Source organism: Amycolatopsis nigrescens CSC17Ta-90 (assembly GCF_000384315.1).
Classification (GTDB): Bacteria; Actinomycetota; Actinomycetes; order Mycobacteriales; family Pseudonocardiaceae; genus Amycolatopsis; species Amycolatopsis nigrescens.
Genome location: NZ_ARVW01000001.1, coordinates 8548338 through 8568815 on the forward strand (window position 1 = coordinate 8548338; position 20478 = coordinate 8568815).

Sequence of the window (20478 nt, forward strand, 5' to 3'; positions counted from 1 at the left end):
TAAAAGGACACTTGTTCTCCATGTGGGGCCGGGGCGCGCACCCGGCGGGATCAAGCCGCCGAACGCGCGCCCCGGATACCGAGCCGATCGAAACCGAAGTCAGTTGTCCTTGATCTCGGTGTTGCGGACGATTTTTCCGTTCTCGACCTTGTAGGTCCACACCGTGGTCTTGGCCAGCTCGCCCTTGTCGTCCCACTTGAACGCCTTGGTCAGGCCCTGGCCGTCGTAGTTCTTCACGTGCTCGAGCAGGCCTGGCCGGTCCAGTTTCCCGGCGTCGATGCCCTTGAGCAGGATGGTGGCGAGGTCGTAGCCCTCGGGCGAGTAGGTGCCCGGGTCCTTGCCGGAAAGCGCCTTGTACGCGGTGCTGAACTCGGTGAAGGTGTCCGACGGGACGCAGGGGCAGGTGAAGTACGCCTTGGCGGCGGCGTCACCGGCGCCCTTGACGAACTCGTCGTCCTTCACGCCGTCCGGGCCGACGAAGGTGGCTTCGACGCCCTGGTCCGCGAGCTGCTGCGCGAAGGGCGCGCCCTCGCGGTAGTAGCCGGCGTAGAAGATGGCCTGCGGGCTCTCGGACTTGACCTTGTTGACGACCGCGGAGAAGTCGGTCTGCTTGGACTTGACCTTGTCCTGGCAGCTGGCCTTGTCGCCGAGCGCCTGGCGGACCGCGGCGGCGAGGCCGACGCCGTACTCGGAGTCGTCCTCGATCACGCAGACCTTCTGCGCCTTGAGCTCGCCGGTCATGAACTTGGCGGCGGCGGGGCCCTGGGTGAGGTCGTTGCCGAGGCCGCGGAAGAAGGTCTTCCAGCCGTTCTGGCTCAGCGCCGGGCCGGTAGCCGACGGGGTCAGCTGGACAAGGCCGGCGTCGTTGAAGATGTTGCCCGCGGCCTTGGACTCGGTGGAGAACGGAAGCCCGATCACGCCGATGATGCCGGGCGTGTTGGCGATCTGGGTGACGATGCCGGGGGCCTTGTCGCCGGAGCCTTCGGTCTCGTACTGCTCCAGCTTGACCTGGCAGCCGGCGTTGGCCTTGTTGTGCCGCTCGACCGCGACCTTGACGCCATCGAGAATGTTCTGCCCGAGCGCCGCGTTGTCACCGGCGATCGTGCCGGCGTACGCGAGGCTCGTGGTCGGCGGGCATTGTGCCTTGCCGTCGCCCGCCGGATCCGCGGCGTTGGCGGCCTGTTCCGGAGCGGCTGCCTGGGACTGACTGGGGCTGTTCGTGTTTCCGGAACTGCCTTCGTTACGCGCCGAACACGCGCCCAGAGCGAGAGAGCCCGCCGCTACCAGCACGAAAACCCGCGTGAGTCGTGCTTTTGACACTCGTTCCTCCATATGCCTACAGGCCGCTTTCTCCAGCGGCAGTCCCAGCAGGGACCGATCTGGCCGCTGAACGTAGCCGCCCAGCGGGTCTGTGCACAGAGTTGAAGAGACTCTTGTATCCACATCGTGACGGTCACCACAAGAATTACCTGATAATTAACACCCGTATGTCGGATTGCAACAAACGGGTGATAACCGATGGTGATACGGGTGAACACTAGGCAGAATGGCCGAACGGCCAGGTCAAAGCGCCTGGGAACGAACGTCGGCGCCGATCAGCGGGCGACGTTGGACGGTACACGCAGAGCTAGCCCGCCCACCAGACCATCACCCTTGAGAGTGGTAACGGTAGGTGAACGGGCTAGTCCGTTCAGTGGATAGTGGTCAGCGCTGGCCGATACTCTCCACCACAGCTTCGGCGACCGCCTTCATGGTCGTGCGGCGGTCCATGGCGGTCCGCTGGATCCAGCGGAAGGCGTCCGGTTCGGTCAGGCCCTGCTCGCTCATCAGCAGCCCCTTGGCCCTGTCGATGACCTTGCGGGTCTCCAGCCGGTCGGTCAGACCGGCGACCTCGGACTCCAGCGCCTGCAGCTCGGCGAACCTGCTGACCGCGAGCTCGATGGCCGGCACCAGGTCGCGTTTGGCGAACGGCTTGACCAGATAGGCCATGGTGCCCGCGTCCCTGGCCCGCTCGACCAGGTCACGCTGGCTGAAGGCGGTCAGGATCACGACCGGCGCGACCCGGTCTCCGGTGATCTTGGAGGCCGCCTCGATCCCGTCCAGCTTGGGCATCTTGACGTCCAGGATCACCAGGTCCGGCCTGAGCTCGTTGGCCAGCTTGATGGCCTCTTCCCCGTCACCGGCCTGGCCGACCACCTGGTAGCCCTCCTCGCGGAGCATCTCCACGAGGTCGAGCCGGATCAGTGCTTCGTCTTCGGCGACGAGCACCCGACGCTGCGGCGTGGTGGCGACTTCGCCGGCCTCGGTAGCCTGTCCGGTCACCGGGCTCCTCCTGCGTGCTCGACGAAAATGGGAACGCGGCGGACCGCGAACCAAAATCCTACCGGGAACGATCCAGATCGACAGATGGCGTTCACCACGTGGTGCGCTCCGACTCGGACGTGTAGTGCCCCTCCGACTCCTCAGCCCCCGCTGCAGGCCACTCCCCCGGATCGCGTAATGTTTCGCGTCGCCGCCCCCGTAGCCCAATCGGCAGAGGCAGCGGACTCAAAATCCGTCCAGTGTGCGTTCGAGTCGCACCGGGGGCACCCAGCTAGACACGCAGAAATCGGCCCCTCACCAGGCGAGACCCGGTGAGGGGCCGATCTTGCGTTACCCGGTTGTACCCGGTCCACCTTGGTTGTCCACGGGTGGTCGCGGCCTATACGCGGCCTCGTTTTGGCCGTCGACCAGCCCCAACGCCCGGTTGAGGCTGTCCTTGGCGCTGGCTTCCATCCCGGCGATGATCGCGGCGTAGATCTGGAGCAGCACCGCGACCGAGTGCCCGGCCCATTCGGCAACCTGCCGGGCCGGCACCCCCGCCGCCAACTGGAACGACACACCGCCGTGCCGCAGGTCGTAGGGACGCCGGCACAGCACCGACCGGTACTCCTGCTCGCTCAACGCGGCCTTGCGGGCCTTGTCCCAGACCCGGTTGGTGGTCGACTCCGACAGGTCCCCTCCGGTCAGGCTCCGGAACAGACGGCCGTCCGCCGCGGTGCCGAACCGCACGAGATGCACGAACAGCCGCTTCGTGAGTGGCGGCGGGCTCGGGACCGGGCGCACCTCCCCCACCGCCCGCTGCTTGAGCTGTCGCTGATCACGACGCTTGCCCGAGTCGGTCCATGCGGCGCCGGCGGTCGGCGCGGACCGGGACAGCAGCAACTCGCTCCAGCCGTCCTCACCCTCCGGGAACACCCAGTCTTGAGCCTCCTCGTCCCATTCCATGTTGGGCAGGTCCAGGTCTTCCTTGCTGAGCATGGCGGCCTCTTCGGGCCGAAGCGCCGCGTAGTACTGGGCCGCGAAGTACGCCTCCAGCATCGGGCCCGACGACCGCCGCGGCTCCCCTTCGACGTACTGCTGGGCAACACCTGCGAACAGGCGTTCAGCCTGCACAGGGTTGATGACCACCCGCTTGTCGATCGCCTTCAGCTCCTTCGGCGCGGTCCACTTGACTTCCGGCAACCGGTTCTTGGTCAGCAACTTTTCCTCGATCGCGTACTCCAGCGCGTTGTGCAGCACCGAACGCTTACGGGAGACAGTTTTCGCTGCCGCCGGCTTCCCGTCCATCTTCAGGGCGATCTGTTCGAGCACCTTGCGTGCCGCTGCTGGGTCATCCAGCCGGGAAACAGAGAGCGTGTTCGCCCCCAGCCACTTCAGCGCACGTTCGATCTCGTGTGGCTTCTCGGTGTCCCGCCGCTGGGTGTTGTACGCCCACCCTGTCATCGCCTTTCGCAGAACCTTGTCGGCGGGCTTTCCCCGCTCAGTCGCCAACATCGCGAAGGTGGCCGTGGCCATCGTGTCCGCGTTCCCAGCGCGAGACTTCGCCGCGGCACGCGGCCACTTGAAGTCCGCGTAGCGTTGCGCGAACTCGAACCAGCTCTGGTCGACGACGTCCCGGCCCATCGAAACCGGCAGGCCATCCAAGCGCCGGAATGCCTCGCCCTTCTTCTGTGCGGTGCTCAGGTCGGACCGAAAGCCGTCCGCTAGTGGAAAAGTCGCGAAGTTCTTGGACCAGGGTTCCTTCGCAACGAACCACCGAACCCTGTAGGACTTCCGCCCCGGCTTGCCCTGCTTCCCCGACTTGCCTTCGATCACACGGATGCTCCAGATCTTCACGTCGAAAGTCGTGTCCATCAAGCAGCCTCCTCCAGTGATTCGGTCCAGCGTTCGAGTTCATCGCTGGGGATCCGCAGCTGCCCATTCGGGAGCTTGATGCACGGTGGTGCGGTGCGCTTCGCGCGCCAGTCATCCCACGTCGACCGCGCGACCTTGTACATGGCCATGAACTCTTCGACCGTGAAGTAGGTGATCTTGGCTTTCATGCAGGTGCCCTTCCGGAAGCGTCGTGCGTGCGTCTGCCTGCGGTGGGTGCATGGGTCTGTCCTCCGTGGTTTGGTTGCGGTGTGTAACTGGCGTAGGGGTGGGTGGGAAGGGAGGCTGGCAGGAGCTGGGGTCAGAAAATGCTGGAGGGGGCGGAAACAAACACCGCAATGCCGCAAACACCGCAAAAGTGGTTCTGACCTGGGGATCTGTCTGCGGTGTTTGGAGTTGAGGGCGACTGGTCTAAACACCGCAAACACCGCAGAGTGCGGTGTTTGCGGTGTTTGGCCTCCACCACGTCCGGGGTCAAACACCGCAAGATCACAACCAGGTGTCCCCTGGCCAAGGCTGTCTCTCTGGCTCTGTTGCGGTGTTTGCGGTGTTTGCGGTGTTTGTTTCGGGGGTCATGAAAATTCGGTGCCGCGTTCGACCTTGTAGAGCTTGAGCTTGGTGTGCGAGTCGATGTCGATACGTAACACAACGTCACCACGCCAGCGGTCCCTCTGCCCTGCCAGCCTCTTTCCCAGCGACTTCGGGTTCAGCGGTTTGCCGCTCGCGGTGGTCGGGAACGTTCCTTTCCAGGGGTCGGGGGCGCCGTACTCGGGTTCGGCGTCCGCGCGGAGTTGCTGGGCGGTGAGGGGTTCGTCGGCGTAGCGGCGGTGCCAGGTGGACAGGAACGCGTACCAGTCGGCGTGGTCCTCGTCGAGGCCGCGGCCGGCTTCGGCGTTGCCGAGGAAGTCGGGCACGCCGTGGTGTTGCAGGAACCCTCCGAGGTACTGGGCCCAGCGGGTGAACTGCCGCATCTGCGGGACCGAACCGGCGAGTGCAGCGCCGTTGGCGGTCCAGTCGAGCACCAGGGTGAGCACGTGCCGCAGCACGGTGGCCCGGTTGACCGGATCCAGGATCCAGGTGTCCAGGTTGGGGATGGTGAACCCGGTCCGGGCCTCGGGTCGCGGGCAGTTCGGGTCCAGCCGCACCCACACCGAGCGCGACGCCATGTCCCCGCCGGTGCGCAGGTTGTTGCCGGTGGCCAGCCACAGACGGTCGTTCGGGAAGGTGCTGGCCACGTTGGTGCCCAGCCGCCGGTCCGACCAGGTCCGTTCGGTGACCAGCCGGGCCAGCACCGCGGACTTGACCTCCTCGCCTTCGGTGAGGTTGTCGAAGACCACCACACCGACCTGATCGGCCAGCACGGTGGTGATGGACTTGCGCAGCTCTTCCTCGGAGTCGGTCCAGGTCAGCACCCGCTGTCCGACCAGCAGCCCGACACACCCGGCGAGGATGGTCTTACCCGAGCCGGGCATGGACGCGTCGATCATCCCGAACGGGGACAGCGCCCGGGTGAACGGCCGGATCAACGGTGTGACCAGCAGAGCCAGGTAGTTGGCCCGGTCCGCTCTCGTCCGCCAGGGGAAGTCGGCCAGGAACCGCTCCAGCAGAAACTCCCGCGCCGCCGCTACCTCCTCCGCACCCGGTCGGTCCGGGATCGGCTCCAGGTGGGTGTTCGCGGTGAGGTAGAAACCGGTGGCCGGGTCGTAGCCGGGGGTTTGCAGCAGCGTGCCGTCCTCGCGCAGCACCGGGGTGGAGATGACCCGTCGCAGCACCGGCAGCCCGGGCCAGGACCGGCGGGCCAGCACGGCGGCGAGCAGCTGCGCGCCCGGTGACCATTCTTCGGTGTAGGTCTCTCCCTTGTCGTTGATCCGGGTACGCACGAGATCGGTGTGCTCGGCCAAAAGGCCCGCCAGCAGCGGCGGTTTGAGCGGTGACGCCGTCAGCGGCAACGCGACATCGTCGTCACCGGAGGTGGGGTCGGCGGCACCGGAGACCTCTTCGAGGTAGACCGGTGCGCCATCGGTGACGTAGGTGCCGGGGATGATCCCGCCATCGAGCGCGGCACCCAGTACCCGGATGGTTTTCGGTGCGGCCCCGGTCCGCAGCTGCGGACGACCGCCCGGCCCCACCGACCACAGATGGGAGTCGCGCGCCGCGGCCGGTGTCGGGGTGTCGGGCGTGCTGGCCATGGGGTTCTCCAATCAAGCAAGGTCGTGCGGTGGTACTGGCTCAGGCCGTCTTCTCCACGGCGGTCACCGCGGCGAGCACGGCAGGCGGCGGGGTGAACAGCCCCAGCTGGCCAGGGCCGGGGATCGGCTCGGTCAGGACGCGCGGGCGGGTCAGGCACCAGTGCCACACCCCGGGTTCGCTCCACGGGGTGCAACCGCCGCAGTCGTCGGCGTGGTGCACGCCGATCAGCTGGACGCTGCCGAGGTAGGCGCCGGTCGGCAGGCCGGTGATGCCGTGCTCGGCCAGCACGTCCAGCATCGCCTGGTCGATCTGCCGTCCGGTGTGGACGATCAGACGGCCGCGATAGCCCGTGGCCCAGGTGCGGTTCTCCACCGGCTTGTGCCCGGCCAGGATCAGCGCGGCCCACGGCTGCCGGATCGACAACGCCCGCCTGGCGGGCTCGGTAGGTTCGGGCATCAGGCGGCTTCTCCTTCCCAGAATTCGAGCTGTTCGCCACGGGCCGGGGTGGCGGCAGCTGCGAGTGCGTCTTGGCGCCAGTGCAGGGCCCAGCGCAGGCAGTTCGCGCAGTTCTTGTGCACGCCGACGCATTCGGGGAACAGCGGGCGTTGTGCCCAGCGGGCCCAGGCGGACCACGCTTGGCTGTCGGCCGACCCCCCGTCACCGTCATCGGCGCTGTTCTGGTCACCGAGGAGGTGGCCGTAGCGGTTGAGTCCTTCGAGCTTGAACCCGAACCCGTGCATCCGGGTCAGCCCCCAGGAGCGCAGCGCGGTGAGGATGCGTCCGGCTTTGGCGGTGTTCTGGATTCGGCACACGCTCCCGACGCCCACCAGCGGTTCGCGGGTGAGGTCGATCCCGGCCAACGTCCAGTACAGGTCTGCGCAGCGGCGGTGACTGTCCGGGCCGCGGCCTTGCACCACCGGGATGAAGTGGAGATCGGGGGCTAGTTCGCGCAGATGCGCGACGTTGAGCACGGTGCGCCGGTGGTGCTCGTCCACCGTGAGGTGGGTGCCGGCGAAGTACTGGCCGCCGTACCAACCGCCGTTGATGATGGCGTCCTCGCACATCCAGTCCTGGGGTGCGGCCCAGTCGAGCAGGCCGGTCTCGTCGCGGTAGCGCCGCACCCGAGCTACGTACTCGGCTGGGGGCACGGTCCAGTCGCCGTACTTCTGCAACTGGGTGAACCCGCCGGAATCCAACGCCCACCGCGCGACCGCCACCGGCAACGTCTTGTAGCCCCGCAACCGAGTATCCGACACGAACAGCGGCACACCCGCCTTGGCCAGCCAGCCCGGCGCCGGCGCGCCGAGATAGAACGTCGGTCCGGGCATCAGGCGACTCCCTCGGACAGGTCGTGCTGGGGCGGGCGGAAGTGCAGGGTGTGCCAGCCTTCGACAGGCAGGCGGGGCAGATCGGTGGTGATGGCGTGGTGCATCGCGGTGAGCACGTCCTCGGGGACGCGGCGCGCGGTCCGGCACACCGGGCAGATACGCGGGTCACGGCGGCCATTCCTGGCCAGCGCCAGACCCACCGGCGGCAGGATCACCACCCCGACCGTGCGGACCCGGTAGCCCGCGGCGAGGGCGAGCAGCCGCCGCCGGAACGCCGGTTTGTAGGCGGTGACGTCCCACAGCACCGTGCCCCCGGCGGCCAGCGTGTCCCGGGTCAGCGCCACGCCCTGCTCGGTCGCGGCCGCGTTCGCGCCCGGGTCGCTGGAACAGCCGCACGGCGAGTACTTGGCGCGCAGCTCGTCCAGCGACACCACCACCGCCCCGGCCGGCATGTGCGTGGCGCGCCAGGTCGTCTTGCCCGCCCCGGGCGGCCCGATGGTGACGATCAGCCGGCCGCGGGCACCGCCAGCGGGCATCACGCGGCCTCGTTGGTCGGTGCGGTGGCGGTCCGCAGGCCGTCGCGCTGGTGGCCGGTCAGGAGTCCGTCGGCGACCCACTGATCCAGCAGATCGACCTGCCCGGCGGCGGGGACGCAACTGGAGCAGAGCCGGCCGGGCGCACTGGAGGCTGCATCGCGGGGCGCCGCTTCCTTACCGGCACCCCATTTGCACCACGGGATACCGCGGGCCGCGACCTTGCGTTCTAGGGCGCGGATCCGCTCGGCGACTTCGGGGTAGAACAGCGCGGTCTCTTCCAGCTCGCCCTCGTGGGCGTAGGCGCCGCATTTGCAGTCGCCGGACTGGTGCAGGTTGCGCGAGACCTCGGACTGCGGAAGTGCGCCGGGATGGCACAGCAGATGCTCGTCGTGGTCATGGTGGAGCCGGCACATGTGCCGGTCGCGGTACTCCCGTAGATGCCCTTCGGTCCAGTGCACGATCGGCGAGACCCACACCACGGAACCGGCAACGTCGATCTCGTTGGCATTGCGCCACCGCCGGTCAGATTCCGACCAACGGGTACCTGCGACGTACGCGACCTGACCTGTCCGGCCGCGTTTACCAACCAGCGACCGACGCAACTCGTCGAGAGCTTTCTCCTTGAGCCGCTGGTACATCACGCTGTGCGCGCCGGGGCCAGGGAACCCCCGCCACACCGTGTCGTTCTTGCCCCGCTCGGTCTTCGGCTTGACGTTGCCCAGCACCAGGTCCTCGTAGGAGTCCGGCGGGTCCGCCCACAACAGCGGCAGCCCCCACTCGGCACACACCGCCTCCACGTACTGGCTGGTTTGCGGAACCGCGATCGTGGTGCGGATGTGCACCGCCGCGTCCATCCGCTCGCGCACGACGTGCGCGAGCAGGCTGGAATCCGAGCCGCCCGAGAACAACAGCAACAGCTTCTCCGGGCCGAACCGCTCGATCACCTCGTCCAACAGCGCGTGCGACCGGGCGATCGCCTCATCCAGCGTCAGCGCCTCATACTCACGCGACTTCGGTGGCACCTTCACCAACCGGTCCGGCATCCCCGGCAGAATGTCCGCCTGCTCGCTCACCCGAACTCCTTCCGATCGCTGATGGACCGCCCCGCCGGCACCGCCGCGGGCGGGTACTGATCCCAAGTGCGGCCGTCCAACTCGCGGCCAGCGCGGCCCTTGCCGACCCTGCGCATGACCTGTCGGTGGCCCATCTCGTCCACCGGCGGGCCGACCAGCACTTCGCGGCCGACGTTGTGTTGCGCCATGCCGATGCCCAGGCCGGCGGGAGCCCATTCGCCCCACTGCTTGAACAGAAACGGCACGGCCGCGGCCTCGCACTGGTCCCGCAGTGACCGCACCCAGCCCGGATGCATCGGCCGGACACCGCGATCGCGCCCGGACTCACCCCCGGCGATGACCCAGTGCAGACCGCGTTCGGTGCCGACCCGCCCGGCGAGGGTGGCGAGCATTTCCCGGCCCCAGCCGAAGCTGTCGTAGTACTCCAGCTCCAGCCACCGCGACAGATCCACCGGGCCGAGCAGGGGTTCACAGGACAGGAACCGGATGGCGGCCGGGGTGTCCAGCAGCACCGGCACGCGGATGTCGGCCCACCGCTGGGTTTCCACGCTGGTGCCCAGCCAGACGTTGGGCAGTGGCCACCGGTCGGAGGCGACCCACCGGCGCGCGGCCTGGTCCAGCTTGTCCTCGGTCACCCCGAATCCCGAACGGGTGTCGTGTCGCAGCATCGCGCGAACGAAGCCGTAGTCGGTCAGCAGCGACCGCATCCGCGCCGGCCGCTTGGTGAGGGTCTGGAAGGAGTGCTGGGGCGCGAGGGCCATCACCCGGAACACCCGGGCGATGAAGTCGTCGGGCACGTCCTTGTGGAACAAATCGCTCATCGAGTTGACGAACACCTTGCGCGGCTTGCGCCACCGCAACGGCAAGTCCAGCTTGTCCGGCCGCAGCTGCACGTCGAACCCGCGCTCGAAGTAATGGTCCGGGGTGCCGCGCCAGCGTTCGGCGAAGGTCTTGGCGTAGCAGCGATCGCAGCCCGGCGACACCTCGGTGCAGCCGGTGACGGGGTTCCAGGTGGAGCCAGGTGAGCCGTCCTCGCCGCGGGTCCATTCGATACTGGTAGTGGCGCTCATGCGATCTCCTTTCCTTAGTCGTGGGCGGGGTGTGCGTCCTGGTTCAGCAGCGCGGCCACGCGCTTGCCGAGGGCCTCGGACCAGTCGAATCCGTTGCGGTCGACGGCGAAGTCGATGTAGATCAGGACATCGGGGCACTCGTCGTTCGTGCCGGACCAGCCCCAGATCCACCAGCCGGCCGGGATCACCTCGGGCGGCTCGTCGATGTACGGGGTGCCGTGTTCGACCCGGACCGCCTCGTAGGTGAGCGCGGTGCGGGGTTCGGTGCTGGGCTGCTGGTTCTGGTGTGTGGTCATTAGGTATCCCGTTCCGTGGAGGTGTAGGGGCATTTCGGGCAGCCGAACAGGCGTGTGGCCATGGACAACCAGCGCTCGGGCCACCCGCAGGCCGGGCAGTCGGCGTCAATGCACAGCACCGCTTCGGCGGTGCCCGGTTTGCTGTTGCTGGTGGCGTTCATGCGGCGGTCCCTTCTGGTCGGATGCGGCGGGGGTTGTTGCGGCCGGCGGTGAGGCTGGTGTCGATGACTCCCCCGGGTCCGAGGTCTTTGGCGGCAGAGGCGGGATCTGCCCAGGTGTGCCAGGCGGACTCGAGTTCGGTGCGGGCGGTGTGCTCGTCGAGCACCCCGGCACCGACGAGTTGCCCGAGGGCGTAGGAGGCGCGGCACAGGATGTGGTTGCGCTCCCCCAGGGGTGCGTGCCTGACGGCTTCGCACTCCCGGGTCACGGCGGCGGTCACGTAGGCGGATCGGCGCACAGCGGCCGTTTCAGCTCGCCCTGAGTTGGCCGGTGACGGCTTGGCGGTGAGGGCCTGGTGCAACCACCCCGGGAGTTCGGCGGGGTCATGCTCGTCGACGAGTTCGTAGCCGCGGTCCCCGATGATCGAACCGGGGCCGACGACGTAGCCGCCGTGCGCGCGGGTATCCACCTTCCAGCCGATCGTCCCGGCGGTGCTCCGCAAGCCGCCGGCGTCGTCGGTGCCGGGGTGGCGGTAGTACAGGTGCCAGCCGCCGCTCGGTGTCCGCACCGCGTAGGTCGGGGTGACCGTGTCGCCGTGGCGTTGGGCGAGGTTGCGCAGCACCCCGGCTCCGCAGCCGATCCCCATGACCCGCCATTGGTCCGGGATCTGGTCGCCGGGCTTGAGCACGTCGCAGTCCACGACCACCAGCCCGGACGGCCCGGTCGCCACGCCGATGTTGAACGGTGCCCGCTCCCAGGTCGCGGCGATGCGGTCCGGGTCGGTGGTGGCGCGGTGTTCCCACCCGAGGTGCCCGGCGTCGCACGGCCCGGTGCCGGGGCAGTTCTTCGCGTGATGAAGGGCGGGGATCTTGGTGCCGGGGTTGAGCGGGAACACCCGCCACCCCATCGCGGCCAGGTACAGCGCCCACTCGGTGAGCGCGGACTTCGCTGCCATCTTGTCGTCCTTTCAGGTGAACCGTCTGCAAACGAGGGGGTCAAACCCGGGTTGAGGTGGTGACCGGGTCTCTGTCCTTCCCGGTCGGAAAGGGCCGGGTGGTGCCGTGTGGAGGGCCGCCTGGCCGGTGGGAGCGTGTCGGCCACCGGCCCGGCGAACCCGGTCAGCGAGGCGCGCGGCCCGGGGTCACAGGTCGATGCCGCGGGCGGCGAGCCAGGGCTTGGGGTCGATCCGTCTAGCGCGTTGCCCGTCCGGCCAGACTTCGAAATGCAGGTGCGGCCCGGTGGACTGGCCGCGCTGGCCGACGGTGGCGATCTGCTCCCCGGCGGACACCCGGGCGCCTTCGGGCCGGGTGATGGTGTGCATGTGGCCGTAGACGGTGACGGTGCCGTCGTCGTGGCGAAGCCGCATCCACAGCCCGAACCCGGTGGCGGGCCCGGCCTCGATCACCGTGGCGTCCGCGACCGCCCGGATCGGCGTGCCCTGCGGGGCGGCGATGTCGATGCCGTAGTGGTTGGTGCCCCACCGGGCGCCGAACCCGGACGTGAACTCGCCTTCGGCCGGCTTGACGGTCTCCCCGCCGCCGGTGTCCGCGCCGCCGGTGCGGGTGTAGGCCACCGCGGCCAGGACCAGGACCACGAGCAGCAGCAGCCCGCCGCCGCCGGACTTCTTCGCTGGTTTCGCCATCGCATGCCCTCACATTTCGGTCACTGTGTGTAACGGTTTTGGGGTAGGGGGTGCCGCGGTGAGCGCCCGGTGGGCGGATGAGTCCCGGATGCGTTCGGGATGAGTTCCGCTTGAAGCGGATGAGTTGTCTCATTTCCGCACGTCAGGGGTGTGAGCTGCGAAAATGAGCGGAATGAGCCGAATGAGTGCCGCCGGGCGGGTGCCCGCACACCCCCGGATCAGGGGTGTGCGGACAGTCCCGGGATGCTCATTCGCCGGCCTCGGTGTCGCGTCGGGTGATCGCCTCGGCGACCTTGGCCGGGTCGACCGGATGGATACGGTCCGTGCTCGGAACCTTGTAGCCGTGCTCCGCGAGGGCGGTGACGACATCGGCGATGCGCCAGTTCTGGTAGCGGGTCCAGCGGGCCCCGAGCGCGTCGGCGATCGCCGCGGCCCGGGGATGGTCCTCGCCCTCGCGGGGCTGGATCAGCCGGGCCACGGTCAGGATGTCGGCCAGCGGATCCCGTTCGACCGGTGCGGTCAGCTGCCCGGGCACGGTGCCGCCGCGCAGTTCCAGGGCCCGCTCCACGATGATCCGCTGCTGCTCCGGGGACAGGTAGTAGAACCGGACGGTGCCGTTGCTGTCCAGGAAGTTCAGCGTGATCGCCGTACCAACATCGTTGAGCTTGATCGTGCCGTCCTTGCGGCGAACCGAGGGCTTGAGCCCGAGCGCGGACAGCCCGTTCTCGTGGGCTTTCTCGCCCAACACCACGTTGTTACGGCCCTTGTCCTTGATCGCGTAGCAGGCGCGGTTGCTGGTCACCGACACCATGCCGCGGGGCAGGTTCGCGTCCGAGGGGTCCGGGGTGGCCCAAGCGACGGTGACCGCGAACTTCCGGGCCCGCATGTAGAAGTCGTTGACCATCTTCACGATCTTTTTCCGCAGCTCGGACTCGTCCTGGTGGAAGAAGGTCTGGCATTCGTCCACCACGATCAGCTTCGGCCGCAACCCGGGCTCCTTGGCCGCCACCGCGCGGGTGACCTCCTTCACGCCGTGCTTGCGCAGCAGCTGCCCGCGGGTCTCCAGCTCGGTGTTCAGCTCGGCGAACCGGTCCATCAAGGCGGCGGTGAGCGCGGCCGGGGTCACCCCGTCCTTGCAGGAGTTGAACCCGGCCAGCGCGGGCTCCACGGTCTCGTAGTCCTGGTTGTCGGAGAACAACCACACCTCGACATCGACCAGCGGGTCCAGCAACGCCGAACAGATCATGGCGAGCACCCCGGTCGACTTGCCCGACCCCATCTCGCCGGCGAAGAGGAAGTTGCGCTGGAACACCGGGCACAGCACCTCGTCGCCGCGCGGGACGATCCCGACCGGGAAGCCCGTGAAGTAGTCGGTGACGCCATCGTGCAGCAACGGGTACTCCGGAACGGGTTCCCTCAGCACGCCCCGGTCCAGCCGGAACAGGTCCAGCACGGTCGGGTCGTCCTCGCTCTTGTCCAGGAACAACTCGGCGGGCAGGCACCCGAGGTTGTGCGCCAGCGTGGTCTTGGCGCGCTGCATGGCCTCCACCGACGCGCCCATGGGCAGCCGGATCTGCACGCCCCACCCCTTGCCTTCAGGCATCGGCGGTTTGACCCAGGCGTGGTCGGTGTCCCGGTTGGGCCAACCGTCCTTGATCGCCTGGTTCAGGTAGCGGTTCCCGAGGTTGCCCAGGGCCTTGACCAGCAGGTTCTCCGACAGTTCGGTCTGCTGCACCCGCTTACCTTCGCGGCGCAGATGCTCGGGCAGCACGAACTCACCCAGCCGGGCGCCGTCCTTCCACCGACGGAACGACCAGACCACGAGCGCGGCCAGCCCGAACAGCCACCAGTGCGCCACCGACCAGGCCACCACCGCCCCCGCGGTGGACCCGAGTGCGCCGACGGTGTCGAGCACGTCGCCGGCGTCCCAGTCGCCGAACCAGCCGCCGAACCCGTTGAACACCCCGACCACCAGCGCCACTCCGAGCGTGACCGCCAGCGCCAGCGCGGTCTTGCGGGTCAGCTTCCACACCACGTCCACCCACTTGTCCAGGGTGTCCACCTGCAAGTGCCGGGAGTCCTGAACCTGTGCGTTCAGCGCTGTGACCTGCGCCAGGTCACCCTTCTCCAGCGCGTGAGCCCGCGCGGTCCGGGCATCGCCCTGGGCCCGCTCGGTCTTCTTGCGCTGCCGCTCAGCTTCGGCGCCCTTGGCGATGATCGTGAGGTGGCGGCGGGTGAACCGCACCGCCGGACCGCCCCCGGCCTTGACCGCCCGCCCACTCACGGACAGGACGGTCCTGGTGAACCGGTACAGCGTGACCACGTCATTGCGGTAGCCGCGGTAACGGGCCAGAGCCTGTTCCTTTTGCGAGGTCAGGCGGCGGTACTCCTCCTCGGTGATCGCCTCGCCCTCCAGCACCTCCCCGGCCCGCTCGGGCAGGCGGTGGACCCGCGCCAGCGTGACCTCCTCCACGCCCTCACCGGCCCGGCCGGCGGCCGCGAACTCGTCGTGGTCGCTGTGTTCCATGGCTACTGGTCCTTCCGGTCGGAGTGCAGGGCGTTGCGGACTTGGGTCGCGGTGTCCATCGCGCACCGCAGGGCGCGGCGGATTGGGCGCACCCCGGCCCCAGGGCGTAGTTCGCCGGCGGCGATCAGGTCGCGGACCCGCTGGGTCAGCACCGCCACTGAAGCGTCACTAGCGTCACTGGGCTGCCCGTCGGTGGTGGTGCTCGTGGGGGTGTTTGCGCTGCACGATGGGGGCACCGGCCGATCACCGGCCGGGGTCGGGGACAGGTCGGTGAACGCGGCCAGGATGTGCGGCAGGCACGTCACCACCGTGACGGCGACGATCGGTCCGAGCAGGTGCAAAACCAGGCTCGACACCGAGAACGTCTCGGCTACCCAGGGCAGGTGCGGCCAGGCGTTCATGCCGAGCGTGAGCCCGAGGAACACGAACTCCGACCGGCGCACCGCCCGGTGGTTCAGCGGCCGGCCCCGCACGGCCAGGTAGGCCCGCGCCCCGACGACCATCAGCAGCGCCAGCGAGCAGAACGGCTCCACCAGCCACGCGAACACCCACCGCGGCGTCCACGCCAGCGCGCCTTCGGCGGCGAAGGTCTGCACCCCGGCCGTCGACCAGGCCAGCGCCAAGGTGAGCGCGACGAGGGCGACGGTGACGAGCAGGCGCCGCATCCGGGCGTCGCGGTAGGCCAGCACCATGGGGTCCTGGTCCAGCTGCCACAGCTGCCCGGCCTCCCGCACCCGCCGCCGCCGGGTCCGAACCCGCTCACTGGCCACCAGGAACACGGTCTCGTCATCGTCCAAGTCCAGCAGCTGGTGGGCTTCGGCCTGTTCGACGCGGCGGCGCCGCACCCGCTTCGACACCGGCACGGTGTCCGGCCCGGCGGCGGGTTCCGGGGCGGCGTCGGCCAGGTGCCGTTCCAGCGCGGCCATCCCGCGCGACACCTCGCCGGACTCGTCGTTGCCGCCGTCGTCGAACGTCGTGGACACGCTCATGCGCTGGCCTCCTTACCCTGCTCGGACCGCTCCCCGGTCTGTCCGGCCGGGGCGGTGGTGTGGTCGTCGGTGCCCGCCAGGCGGGCCGGGTCCGGCCCGGCGGCCAGGGCCGCGGGCCTGGTGCGGTGCTGGCGGATCTCGTGGACGGTCCACCCGGCGCCGGCCAGCACGGCCAGCACCACGAACCACCAGCTGACCGCGGCGGCGAGCACGAGCGGCACGCCGATGGAGGCGAGTTCGCCGATGTGCCACACCACCCACTCCACAGCCCGGTCGGTCCTGGTCCGGGCGCCGGGCTCGCCGGTCTGGTGCCTGTTCATCAGCCCCTCCTCTCCCTGCGCCCGGCCAGCAGCACGCCGGCCAGGTCCAGCAGCACCGCCGCCGCGGACGACGTGACGGCACCGAGCAGGAACACCGTCCACAGCACCCACGTGCCGAAGAAGTGGAAGGTGATCCAGGTCAGCCCGCCGGCCGCCAGGGCCGCGCCGGTCAGGATCTGCACGTCCCGGGTGATCTCCTCGCGCCGCGTGGCGGCCTCGGTCTCGCGCGGGTCGGTGCTCAGCAGGTCAGGCGTAGACATTCGGGGCCTCCCTCGATTCGTTGGTGTGGGCGAAGAACTGGTTCACCGGACGCGGATTCCGGGCGCTGGCCTGTCGGGTGGCGTAGCCGTCCACCCGCCGCATCACGCCCTCCAAAATCCGGGCGAGCAGCACCAGAGGGATCCGCACCAGGTGCAGCACCAGGAACAGGAAGATCGCCCCGGCGAACCGCAGTAACGCGGCGGTGCCGTAGCGCTGGAGAACGTCGAAAGTGGACATCACCGGCCACCGCCGATCTGATCGGCCAGCGCGCGCAACGGGGCCAGCGGGATCTCGCGGTGATGGCCGACCGCGCGGAGCAGTGCGAGCAGCGGCTTCGGTGTGCCCGGGAGCAGGCACTGCACATCGAGCCCGGAGCCGTCGTGCAGATCACCGTGCACGTAGATGTGGAAGTACTCGTCGCTGGTGAGGCGTACCGTCACCGAGCGCAGCGTGTCCGCCCACGCCAGCACGTGGCCGAACATCACCTCCACCTCGTCCTCGTCACTGTCGATGTGCACCGTGAAGAACCTGGTGCCGCCGCTGATGCGGTTCACGCCACCGAGCCGGTGCCACGTCATGTGTGTGACCAGTGTGGACAGTCGCCCGATGAACGGGTCCAGCACGGGAACGGGCTGGGGGTTGGGGTTCTGGGTGGTCATGCGGAACGTACCTCCGTGCGGTGGGTGTGGGTGCCGCTGGTGCGGCGGGGGCGGTGGATCGGGATGACCGCGGCCAGGCCGCAGGTCAGGTCCCGCTCCAGCGCGGCGTGCCCGGCCGGGCCGAACGTCGACTCGCCGGCCAAGAAGTCGTGCAGGTAGTCGAGCGGGTCGAGCAGCCCGAGGGTGTAGCGGCAGGGCTCGCAGGTGCGGCCAGCTTTGGGGAGTTCGGCGTAGCCGGTCTCCCCGCACTCCCGGCAGGTGCGCCGGGCGGCCATCGCCTTATCGAGTGCGGCCTGCCGTGCCGGGGTCATCGGCCGCACCGGCAGCGCCTTCTCGACCAGGTACAGGTTCGCGAAGGTGAGCCGGCATGCCTTGCGGCAGCGGAAATACAGCACCGCCACCGGGTCCTGCCCGCCCGGCCGCAACCCCATCGCCCGCAACTGCCGTTTCGTGGCGAGCTTGTCGCGCGGGCCGGTGCCGTAGGACAACAGGATCGTGCCGTCATCGGCGAGGCCGCGGGTGTACTCCCGAAGATCCGACCAGGGCACCGGGCGCAGATCCCACGCCCGTTTTCCGTGCAGCTCCACCATCACCGCTCACCCCGCTTCGGCCGGTGCCCGCCCGAAGCGAGCGGGGCGGCGGCGCGGGCGCGGTGCAGCAGCGCGGCGACCGCGGCGACGGTGCCGGTCTCCCAGCGCGCCAGCCATTCCAGCTGGCGGCGCTCGAAGTGCGACACCTCCATATCCGCTAGCGGCTCCAGGAGCGCCGCGACCCGGTCGGCGTGCACGCGGGCCCGCCACTGGTCGGTGGTCTCGATCCCGAACATCGGCAGGTGCAGGGACCGGTCCGGCTCCCCGTACGGGGGCCGTACCCGGCGCGGCTCGGCACCGATCGGCCCGAACGTCGGCATCACCGACCACCCCCGCGCAGCCGGGTTCGGGCGGCATCGACCACGGTGGCCAGCCGGACCGCTTCCAGCCCGTGCGGACCGGGCACCGCCCGAACCAGCGCCTCATGTGTCTTGCGCAGCCACGCTTCCTGCACCTCCGCCGGAGCGGAAGTAGCCGGCCTATCGGCGAGCAGCCCGATGAACGGGGCGGGAACGAACACCCACTCGGTCATCATCACTCGCCCCCGCTCAGCAGCAGGAGCGGCCAGTCCGGGTCCCAGCCGGCGGTCTCGGACCCCGCCGGGACCAAGGCTTCGGTGGCGTCCAGGGCGTGCTCCAGCTCCGCGCGCTCCAGCGCGAGCGTCGCCGCTCCGTCCGGGGACGACAGCCCGATCCACACCCGCCCCGCCAGCTCGCAGTCCGGCGAGATACGGACATCGCCCTCACCCACCGACACGTCCTCACCGGCGGCGAGCAGCAGCCCTTCGGCCAGCAACTCGCGGGACAGGAGCCACTCCACCCAGTTCTCGTCGCCGCTACGGAAGGCCAGCACCACCGCGAATGGATCCGCCGGGTCGTAGCGCAGATTCGCCCGCATCGCGAGCAGATGCGGCCCCGGCAGCAACTGGCCAGGACGCTGCGCCATGATCTCCAGGTGCGCGGTCAGCGACCGGCACACGGTCTTCGCCGGCTGCCCGGTCATCGCAGACCACCCCCGACGAGGGTTCCGGTGATCGTGGCGACCGCGTCGCGGACCAGGTCCAGCGCGGCCCGGTACACCTCGTCACCGGGCCGGGGCGGCCGCCGGACGGCCGTGTCGGCGGTCCTGGTGAAGGTCACCCTGTCCAGCCGGTCCAGCGCCTCGGCCATCTCGAACAGCCACGCCACCCGGTCGGGCCGCGGTGCCTCCGGCGTCGGGGCCGCACGCAGCAGCTGCACCACTTCGTCACACCGGGCACGCACCTGCTTGGGGTTCATCGCGCACCTCCCGCCCGAAGCTCGTTCGCGGCCAGCCGGCACAGGAACAGCGCCAGCACCAGACCCACCCCGGTCCCGCGGGCGTCCTCCCCCGTGCGGGCCACAGACGCGGATTCGGCGGCCAGGTCGTCGGCCAGCCGGTCCAGCGCGGTCGCCGCGCCCGCGCGGGCGGCCGCGTCGGCCACCGCGTTCACGCCGGTGGCGTGGGCCTCGATCGGCGCCCCCGCCGTGCGGGCATACGCCGTCCAGTAGGTGGCCTGGACGCTGTTGTAGTCCTGGGGTTCCAGCAGCTCCAGCACCGCGCCCCGCTCGTTCTGCACGGCGGGTTCGGGTGGCTGCACCGCGAGGAGTTCGGTGACGAACTCGTGCTCGGGCAGCACGTAGGCGCGCAGGTCGATGTCGTGCAGCAGCACCGGCGGCCGGCCCAGCAGCACGGTGCCCGCCGCGACCAGGAACACCCGGTTTACGGAGTCGCTGCCCTTCTTCATCTGGGGCGCCTGATACAGCAGATATGCGGCCTTCGCCCACGCGTTCCGGGCCGCCGTCCAGTTCCGGTACTCGCCGGCCAGCAGCCCCATCGCGGCGGCCCAGATCCGGCGGCGGTCGGTCGTGCTGCCGGTCGCGGCGTAGAGCAGGTCCCCGCCGACCTCCATCTGGGAGGCGTCCTCACCGCGGGCGGCGACCCGCGCGGTCAGCTCGTCGGCCGCCGCCTTCGCCACGTCGCCGCGCAGCAACCGCGCGCCCGTCGCCCGGCCACTGGGCAGGACCAGGTACAGACCGCTGGGCAGCACCAGGTGGTTGTGCGCCACGTCCGCACCGGGAGCGAAACGGCGGGCGGCCAGCTCCCCGATTCGGCGCATGGCCAGGCTGGCCGGGGTCTGTTCACCACCGGTCCAGGTGCGGGTGGCCTGGTCGTACGCGGAACCTTCCCGCAGCCGGCCGACCTCGCCGAGGCGGTCGTAGTTGGCGGTGTCGTCGGTGATCTGGGTGCGGAACCGTTCCGCCCGGTCCCGCCCGTAGCGGCCGGTGGCCTCGGCACTGGCCAGCGCCAGCTGATAGCGCCAGTCCTGGACCGCGTCGAACGCGGTCCAGACCGCGTTAAACCGGGCACCCCGGTCGTTCGCCGCGGCCAGCGCGGCGGCCAGCCGCCCGCAGACCCGCCGGGCGGCCACGGCCTGCTCGCCGGCGAAAGCGCGCACCTTGGCCTGCTTGGCCGGGTCGTTGCTGCGTAACGCCAGCTCAGGGGTCGGGAAACACTCCGCCGTGATCGACTCCGCCGTGATCGCCCTAGCCAGGGCCGTCTTGCCTATCATGGGATTCCTCTCCGAACAGTCACCTGATGAATGGGTTGGGGAGACCCGGCCCGG

26 protein-coding genes and 1 tRNA gene are annotated in these 20478 nt (G+C 69.5%); 1 reads left to right on the forward strand and 26 read right to left on the reverse strand.

The annotated features are described in order from the left end of the window. Positions 1 to 99: 99 nt before the first annotated feature. A complete protein-coding gene (locus AMYNI_RS0140415; RefSeq protein WP_020673840.1) occupies positions 100 to 1290 on the reverse strand; it encodes a branched-chain amino acid ABC transporter substrate-binding protein in 1191 nt (396 codons plus the stop codon). A 414-nt stretch (positions 1291 to 1704) separates the two neighbouring features. Next, positions 1705 to 2322 (reverse strand): ANTAR domain-containing response regulator, encoded by a 618-nt coding sequence (locus AMYNI_RS0140420; RefSeq protein WP_020673841.1) that lies wholly within the window; start codon positions 2320 to 2322, stop codon positions 1705 to 1707. A gap of 192 nt (positions 2323 to 2514) precedes the next feature. Between AMYNI_RS0140420 and AMYNI_RS0140425 the strand changes: the two genes are divergently transcribed. Then, positions 2515 to 2588: transfer RNA gene (locus AMYNI_RS0140425), tRNA-Leu, on the forward strand. A 64-nt stretch (positions 2589 to 2652) separates the two neighbouring features. On the opposite strand, the gene AMYNI_RS0140430 is transcribed toward AMYNI_RS0140425, so the two are convergent. The 24 genes from AMYNI_RS0140430 to AMYNI_RS0140545 form a co-directional block, all read right to left on the reverse strand. Beyond that, complete coding sequence (locus AMYNI_RS0140430) at positions 2653 to 4176, reverse strand: tyrosine-type recombinase/integrase (protein ID WP_020673842.1); 1524 nt, start codon at positions 4174 to 4176, stop codon at positions 2653 to 2655. Continuing rightward, a complete protein-coding gene (locus tag AMYNI_RS0140435; protein ID WP_020673843.1) occupies positions 4176 to 4364 on the reverse strand; it encodes a helix-turn-helix transcriptional regulator in 189 nt (62 codons plus the stop codon). Before AMYNI_RS0140435 ends, AMYNI_RS0140430 begins: the two co-directional genes overlap by 1 nt. Positions 4365 to 4766: 402 nt before the next feature. Beyond that, positions 4767 to 6383, reverse strand: a complete 1617-nt coding sequence (locus tag AMYNI_RS0140440) for a hypothetical protein (protein WP_020673844.1) — start codon at positions 6381 to 6383, stop codon at positions 4767 to 4769. A gap of 40 nt (positions 6384 to 6423) precedes the next feature. Beyond that, positions 6424 to 6840, reverse strand: coding sequence for an ASCH domain-containing protein (locus tag AMYNI_RS46600; protein ID WP_020673845.1), 417 nt, complete (start codon positions 6838 to 6840; stop codon positions 6424 to 6426). Next, a complete protein-coding gene (locus AMYNI_RS0140450; RefSeq protein WP_020673846.1) occupies positions 6840 to 7712 on the reverse strand; it encodes a deazapurine DNA modification protein DpdA family protein in 873 nt (290 codons plus the stop codon). Before AMYNI_RS0140450 ends, AMYNI_RS46600 begins: the two co-directional genes overlap by 1 nt. Beyond that, positions 7712 to 8248 carry an AAA family ATPase gene (locus AMYNI_RS0140455; RefSeq protein ID WP_020673847.1) on the reverse strand — a complete coding sequence of 179 codons (537 nt, stop codon included), beginning with the start codon at positions 8246 to 8248 and terminating at the stop codon, positions 7712 to 7714. Before AMYNI_RS0140455 ends, AMYNI_RS0140450 begins: the two co-directional genes overlap by 1 nt. Next, complete coding sequence (locus AMYNI_RS0140460; RefSeq protein ID WP_020673848.1) at positions 8248 to 9321, reverse strand: phosphoadenosine phosphosulfate reductase domain-containing protein; 1074 nt, start codon at positions 9319 to 9321, stop codon at positions 8248 to 8250. The genes AMYNI_RS0140455 and AMYNI_RS0140460 overlap by 1 nt, the downstream gene beginning before the upstream one ends. After that, a complete protein-coding gene (locus AMYNI_RS0140465; RefSeq protein WP_020673849.1) occupies positions 9318 to 10391 on the reverse strand; it encodes a DUF5131 family protein in 1074 nt (357 codons plus the stop codon). Before AMYNI_RS0140465 ends, AMYNI_RS0140460 begins: the two co-directional genes overlap by 4 nt. 14 nt (positions 10392 to 10405) lie before the next feature. Beyond that, positions 10406 to 10687 (reverse strand): hypothetical protein, encoded by a 282-nt coding sequence (locus AMYNI_RS0140470; RefSeq protein WP_020673850.1) that lies wholly within the window; start codon positions 10685 to 10687, stop codon positions 10406 to 10408. Beyond that, entirely contained in the window at positions 10687 to 10848 is a 162-nt protein-coding gene (locus AMYNI_RS49460) for a hypothetical protein (RefSeq protein WP_020673851.1), read from the reverse strand. The genes AMYNI_RS0140470 and AMYNI_RS49460 overlap by 1 nt, the downstream gene beginning before the upstream one ends. Then, the gene (locus AMYNI_RS0140480) at positions 10845 to 11801 is read right to left on the reverse strand and encodes a bifunctional DNA primase/polymerase (protein WP_020673852.1); all 957 of its coding nucleotides are present in this window, start codon (positions 11799 to 11801) and stop codon (positions 10845 to 10847) included. The genes AMYNI_RS49460 and AMYNI_RS0140480 overlap by 4 nt, the downstream gene beginning before the upstream one ends. 186 nt (positions 11802 to 11987) lie before the next feature. Next, the gene (locus AMYNI_RS0140485) at positions 11988 to 12488 is read right to left on the reverse strand and encodes a peptidoglycan DD-metalloendopeptidase family protein (RefSeq protein ID WP_020673853.1); all 501 of its coding nucleotides are present in this window, start codon (positions 12486 to 12488) and stop codon (positions 11988 to 11990) included. A 247-nt stretch (positions 12489 to 12735) separates the two neighbouring features. Further along, positions 12736 to 15015, reverse strand: coding sequence for an FtsK/SpoIIIE domain-containing protein (locus tag AMYNI_RS0140490; protein WP_020673854.1), 2280 nt, complete (start codon positions 15013 to 15015; stop codon positions 12736 to 12738). Positions 15016 to 15017: 2 nt separating this feature from the next. Further along, positions 15018 to 16004: a hypothetical protein gene (locus AMYNI_RS46605; protein WP_020673855.1), complete on the reverse strand. Its 987-nt coding sequence runs from the start codon at positions 16002 to 16004 to the stop codon at positions 15018 to 15020. Next, the gene (locus tag AMYNI_RS46610; protein ID WP_020673856.1) at positions 16001 to 16324 is read right to left on the reverse strand and encodes a hypothetical protein; all 324 of its coding nucleotides are present in this window, start codon (positions 16322 to 16324) and stop codon (positions 16001 to 16003) included. The genes AMYNI_RS46605 and AMYNI_RS46610 overlap by 4 nt, the downstream gene beginning before the upstream one ends. Continuing rightward, positions 16324 to 16584, reverse strand: coding sequence for a hypothetical protein (locus tag AMYNI_RS0140505; RefSeq protein WP_020673857.1), 261 nt, complete (start codon positions 16582 to 16584; stop codon positions 16324 to 16326). Before AMYNI_RS0140505 ends, AMYNI_RS46610 begins: the two co-directional genes overlap by 1 nt. Beyond that, complete coding sequence (locus tag AMYNI_RS0140510; RefSeq protein ID WP_020673858.1) at positions 16571 to 16822, reverse strand: hypothetical protein; 252 nt, start codon at positions 16820 to 16822, stop codon at positions 16571 to 16573. The genes AMYNI_RS0140505 and AMYNI_RS0140510 overlap by 14 nt, the downstream gene beginning before the upstream one ends. Further along, the gene (locus AMYNI_RS0140515; protein WP_020673859.1) at positions 16822 to 17244 is read right to left on the reverse strand and encodes a hypothetical protein; all 423 of its coding nucleotides are present in this window, start codon (positions 17242 to 17244) and stop codon (positions 16822 to 16824) included. The genes AMYNI_RS0140510 and AMYNI_RS0140515 overlap by 1 nt, the downstream gene beginning before the upstream one ends. Further along, positions 17241 to 17834, reverse strand: a complete 594-nt coding sequence (locus AMYNI_RS0140520; RefSeq protein WP_020673860.1) for an RRQRL motif-containing zinc-binding protein — start codon at positions 17832 to 17834, stop codon at positions 17241 to 17243. The genes AMYNI_RS0140515 and AMYNI_RS0140520 overlap by 4 nt, the downstream gene beginning before the upstream one ends. Next, positions 17834 to 18154, reverse strand: coding sequence for a hypothetical protein (locus tag AMYNI_RS0140525; RefSeq protein ID WP_020673861.1), 321 nt, complete (start codon positions 18152 to 18154; stop codon positions 17834 to 17836). The genes AMYNI_RS0140520 and AMYNI_RS0140525 overlap by 1 nt, the downstream gene beginning before the upstream one ends. Next, on the reverse strand, positions 18154 to 18366 hold the full coding sequence (locus AMYNI_RS0140530; RefSeq protein WP_026361544.1) for a hypothetical protein: 213 nt from the start codon (positions 18364 to 18366) through the stop codon (positions 18154 to 18156). The genes AMYNI_RS0140525 and AMYNI_RS0140530 overlap by 1 nt, the downstream gene beginning before the upstream one ends. 2 nt (positions 18367 to 18368) lie before the next feature. Then, positions 18369 to 18836, reverse strand: coding sequence for an SsgA family sporulation/cell division regulator (locus tag AMYNI_RS0140535; RefSeq protein ID WP_020673863.1), 468 nt, complete (start codon positions 18834 to 18836; stop codon positions 18369 to 18371). Then, positions 18833 to 19111 carry a hypothetical protein gene (locus AMYNI_RS0140540; RefSeq protein ID WP_020673864.1) on the reverse strand — a complete coding sequence of 93 codons (279 nt, stop codon included), beginning with the start codon at positions 19109 to 19111 and terminating at the stop codon, positions 18833 to 18835. The genes AMYNI_RS0140535 and AMYNI_RS0140540 overlap by 4 nt, the downstream gene beginning before the upstream one ends. Then, the gene (locus AMYNI_RS0140545; protein ID WP_020673865.1) at positions 19108 to 20424 is read right to left on the reverse strand and encodes a hypothetical protein; all 1317 of its coding nucleotides are present in this window, start codon (positions 20422 to 20424) and stop codon (positions 19108 to 19110) included. Before AMYNI_RS0140545 ends, AMYNI_RS0140540 begins: the two co-directional genes overlap by 4 nt. Between the last annotated feature and the right edge of the window lie 54 nt (positions 20425 to 20478).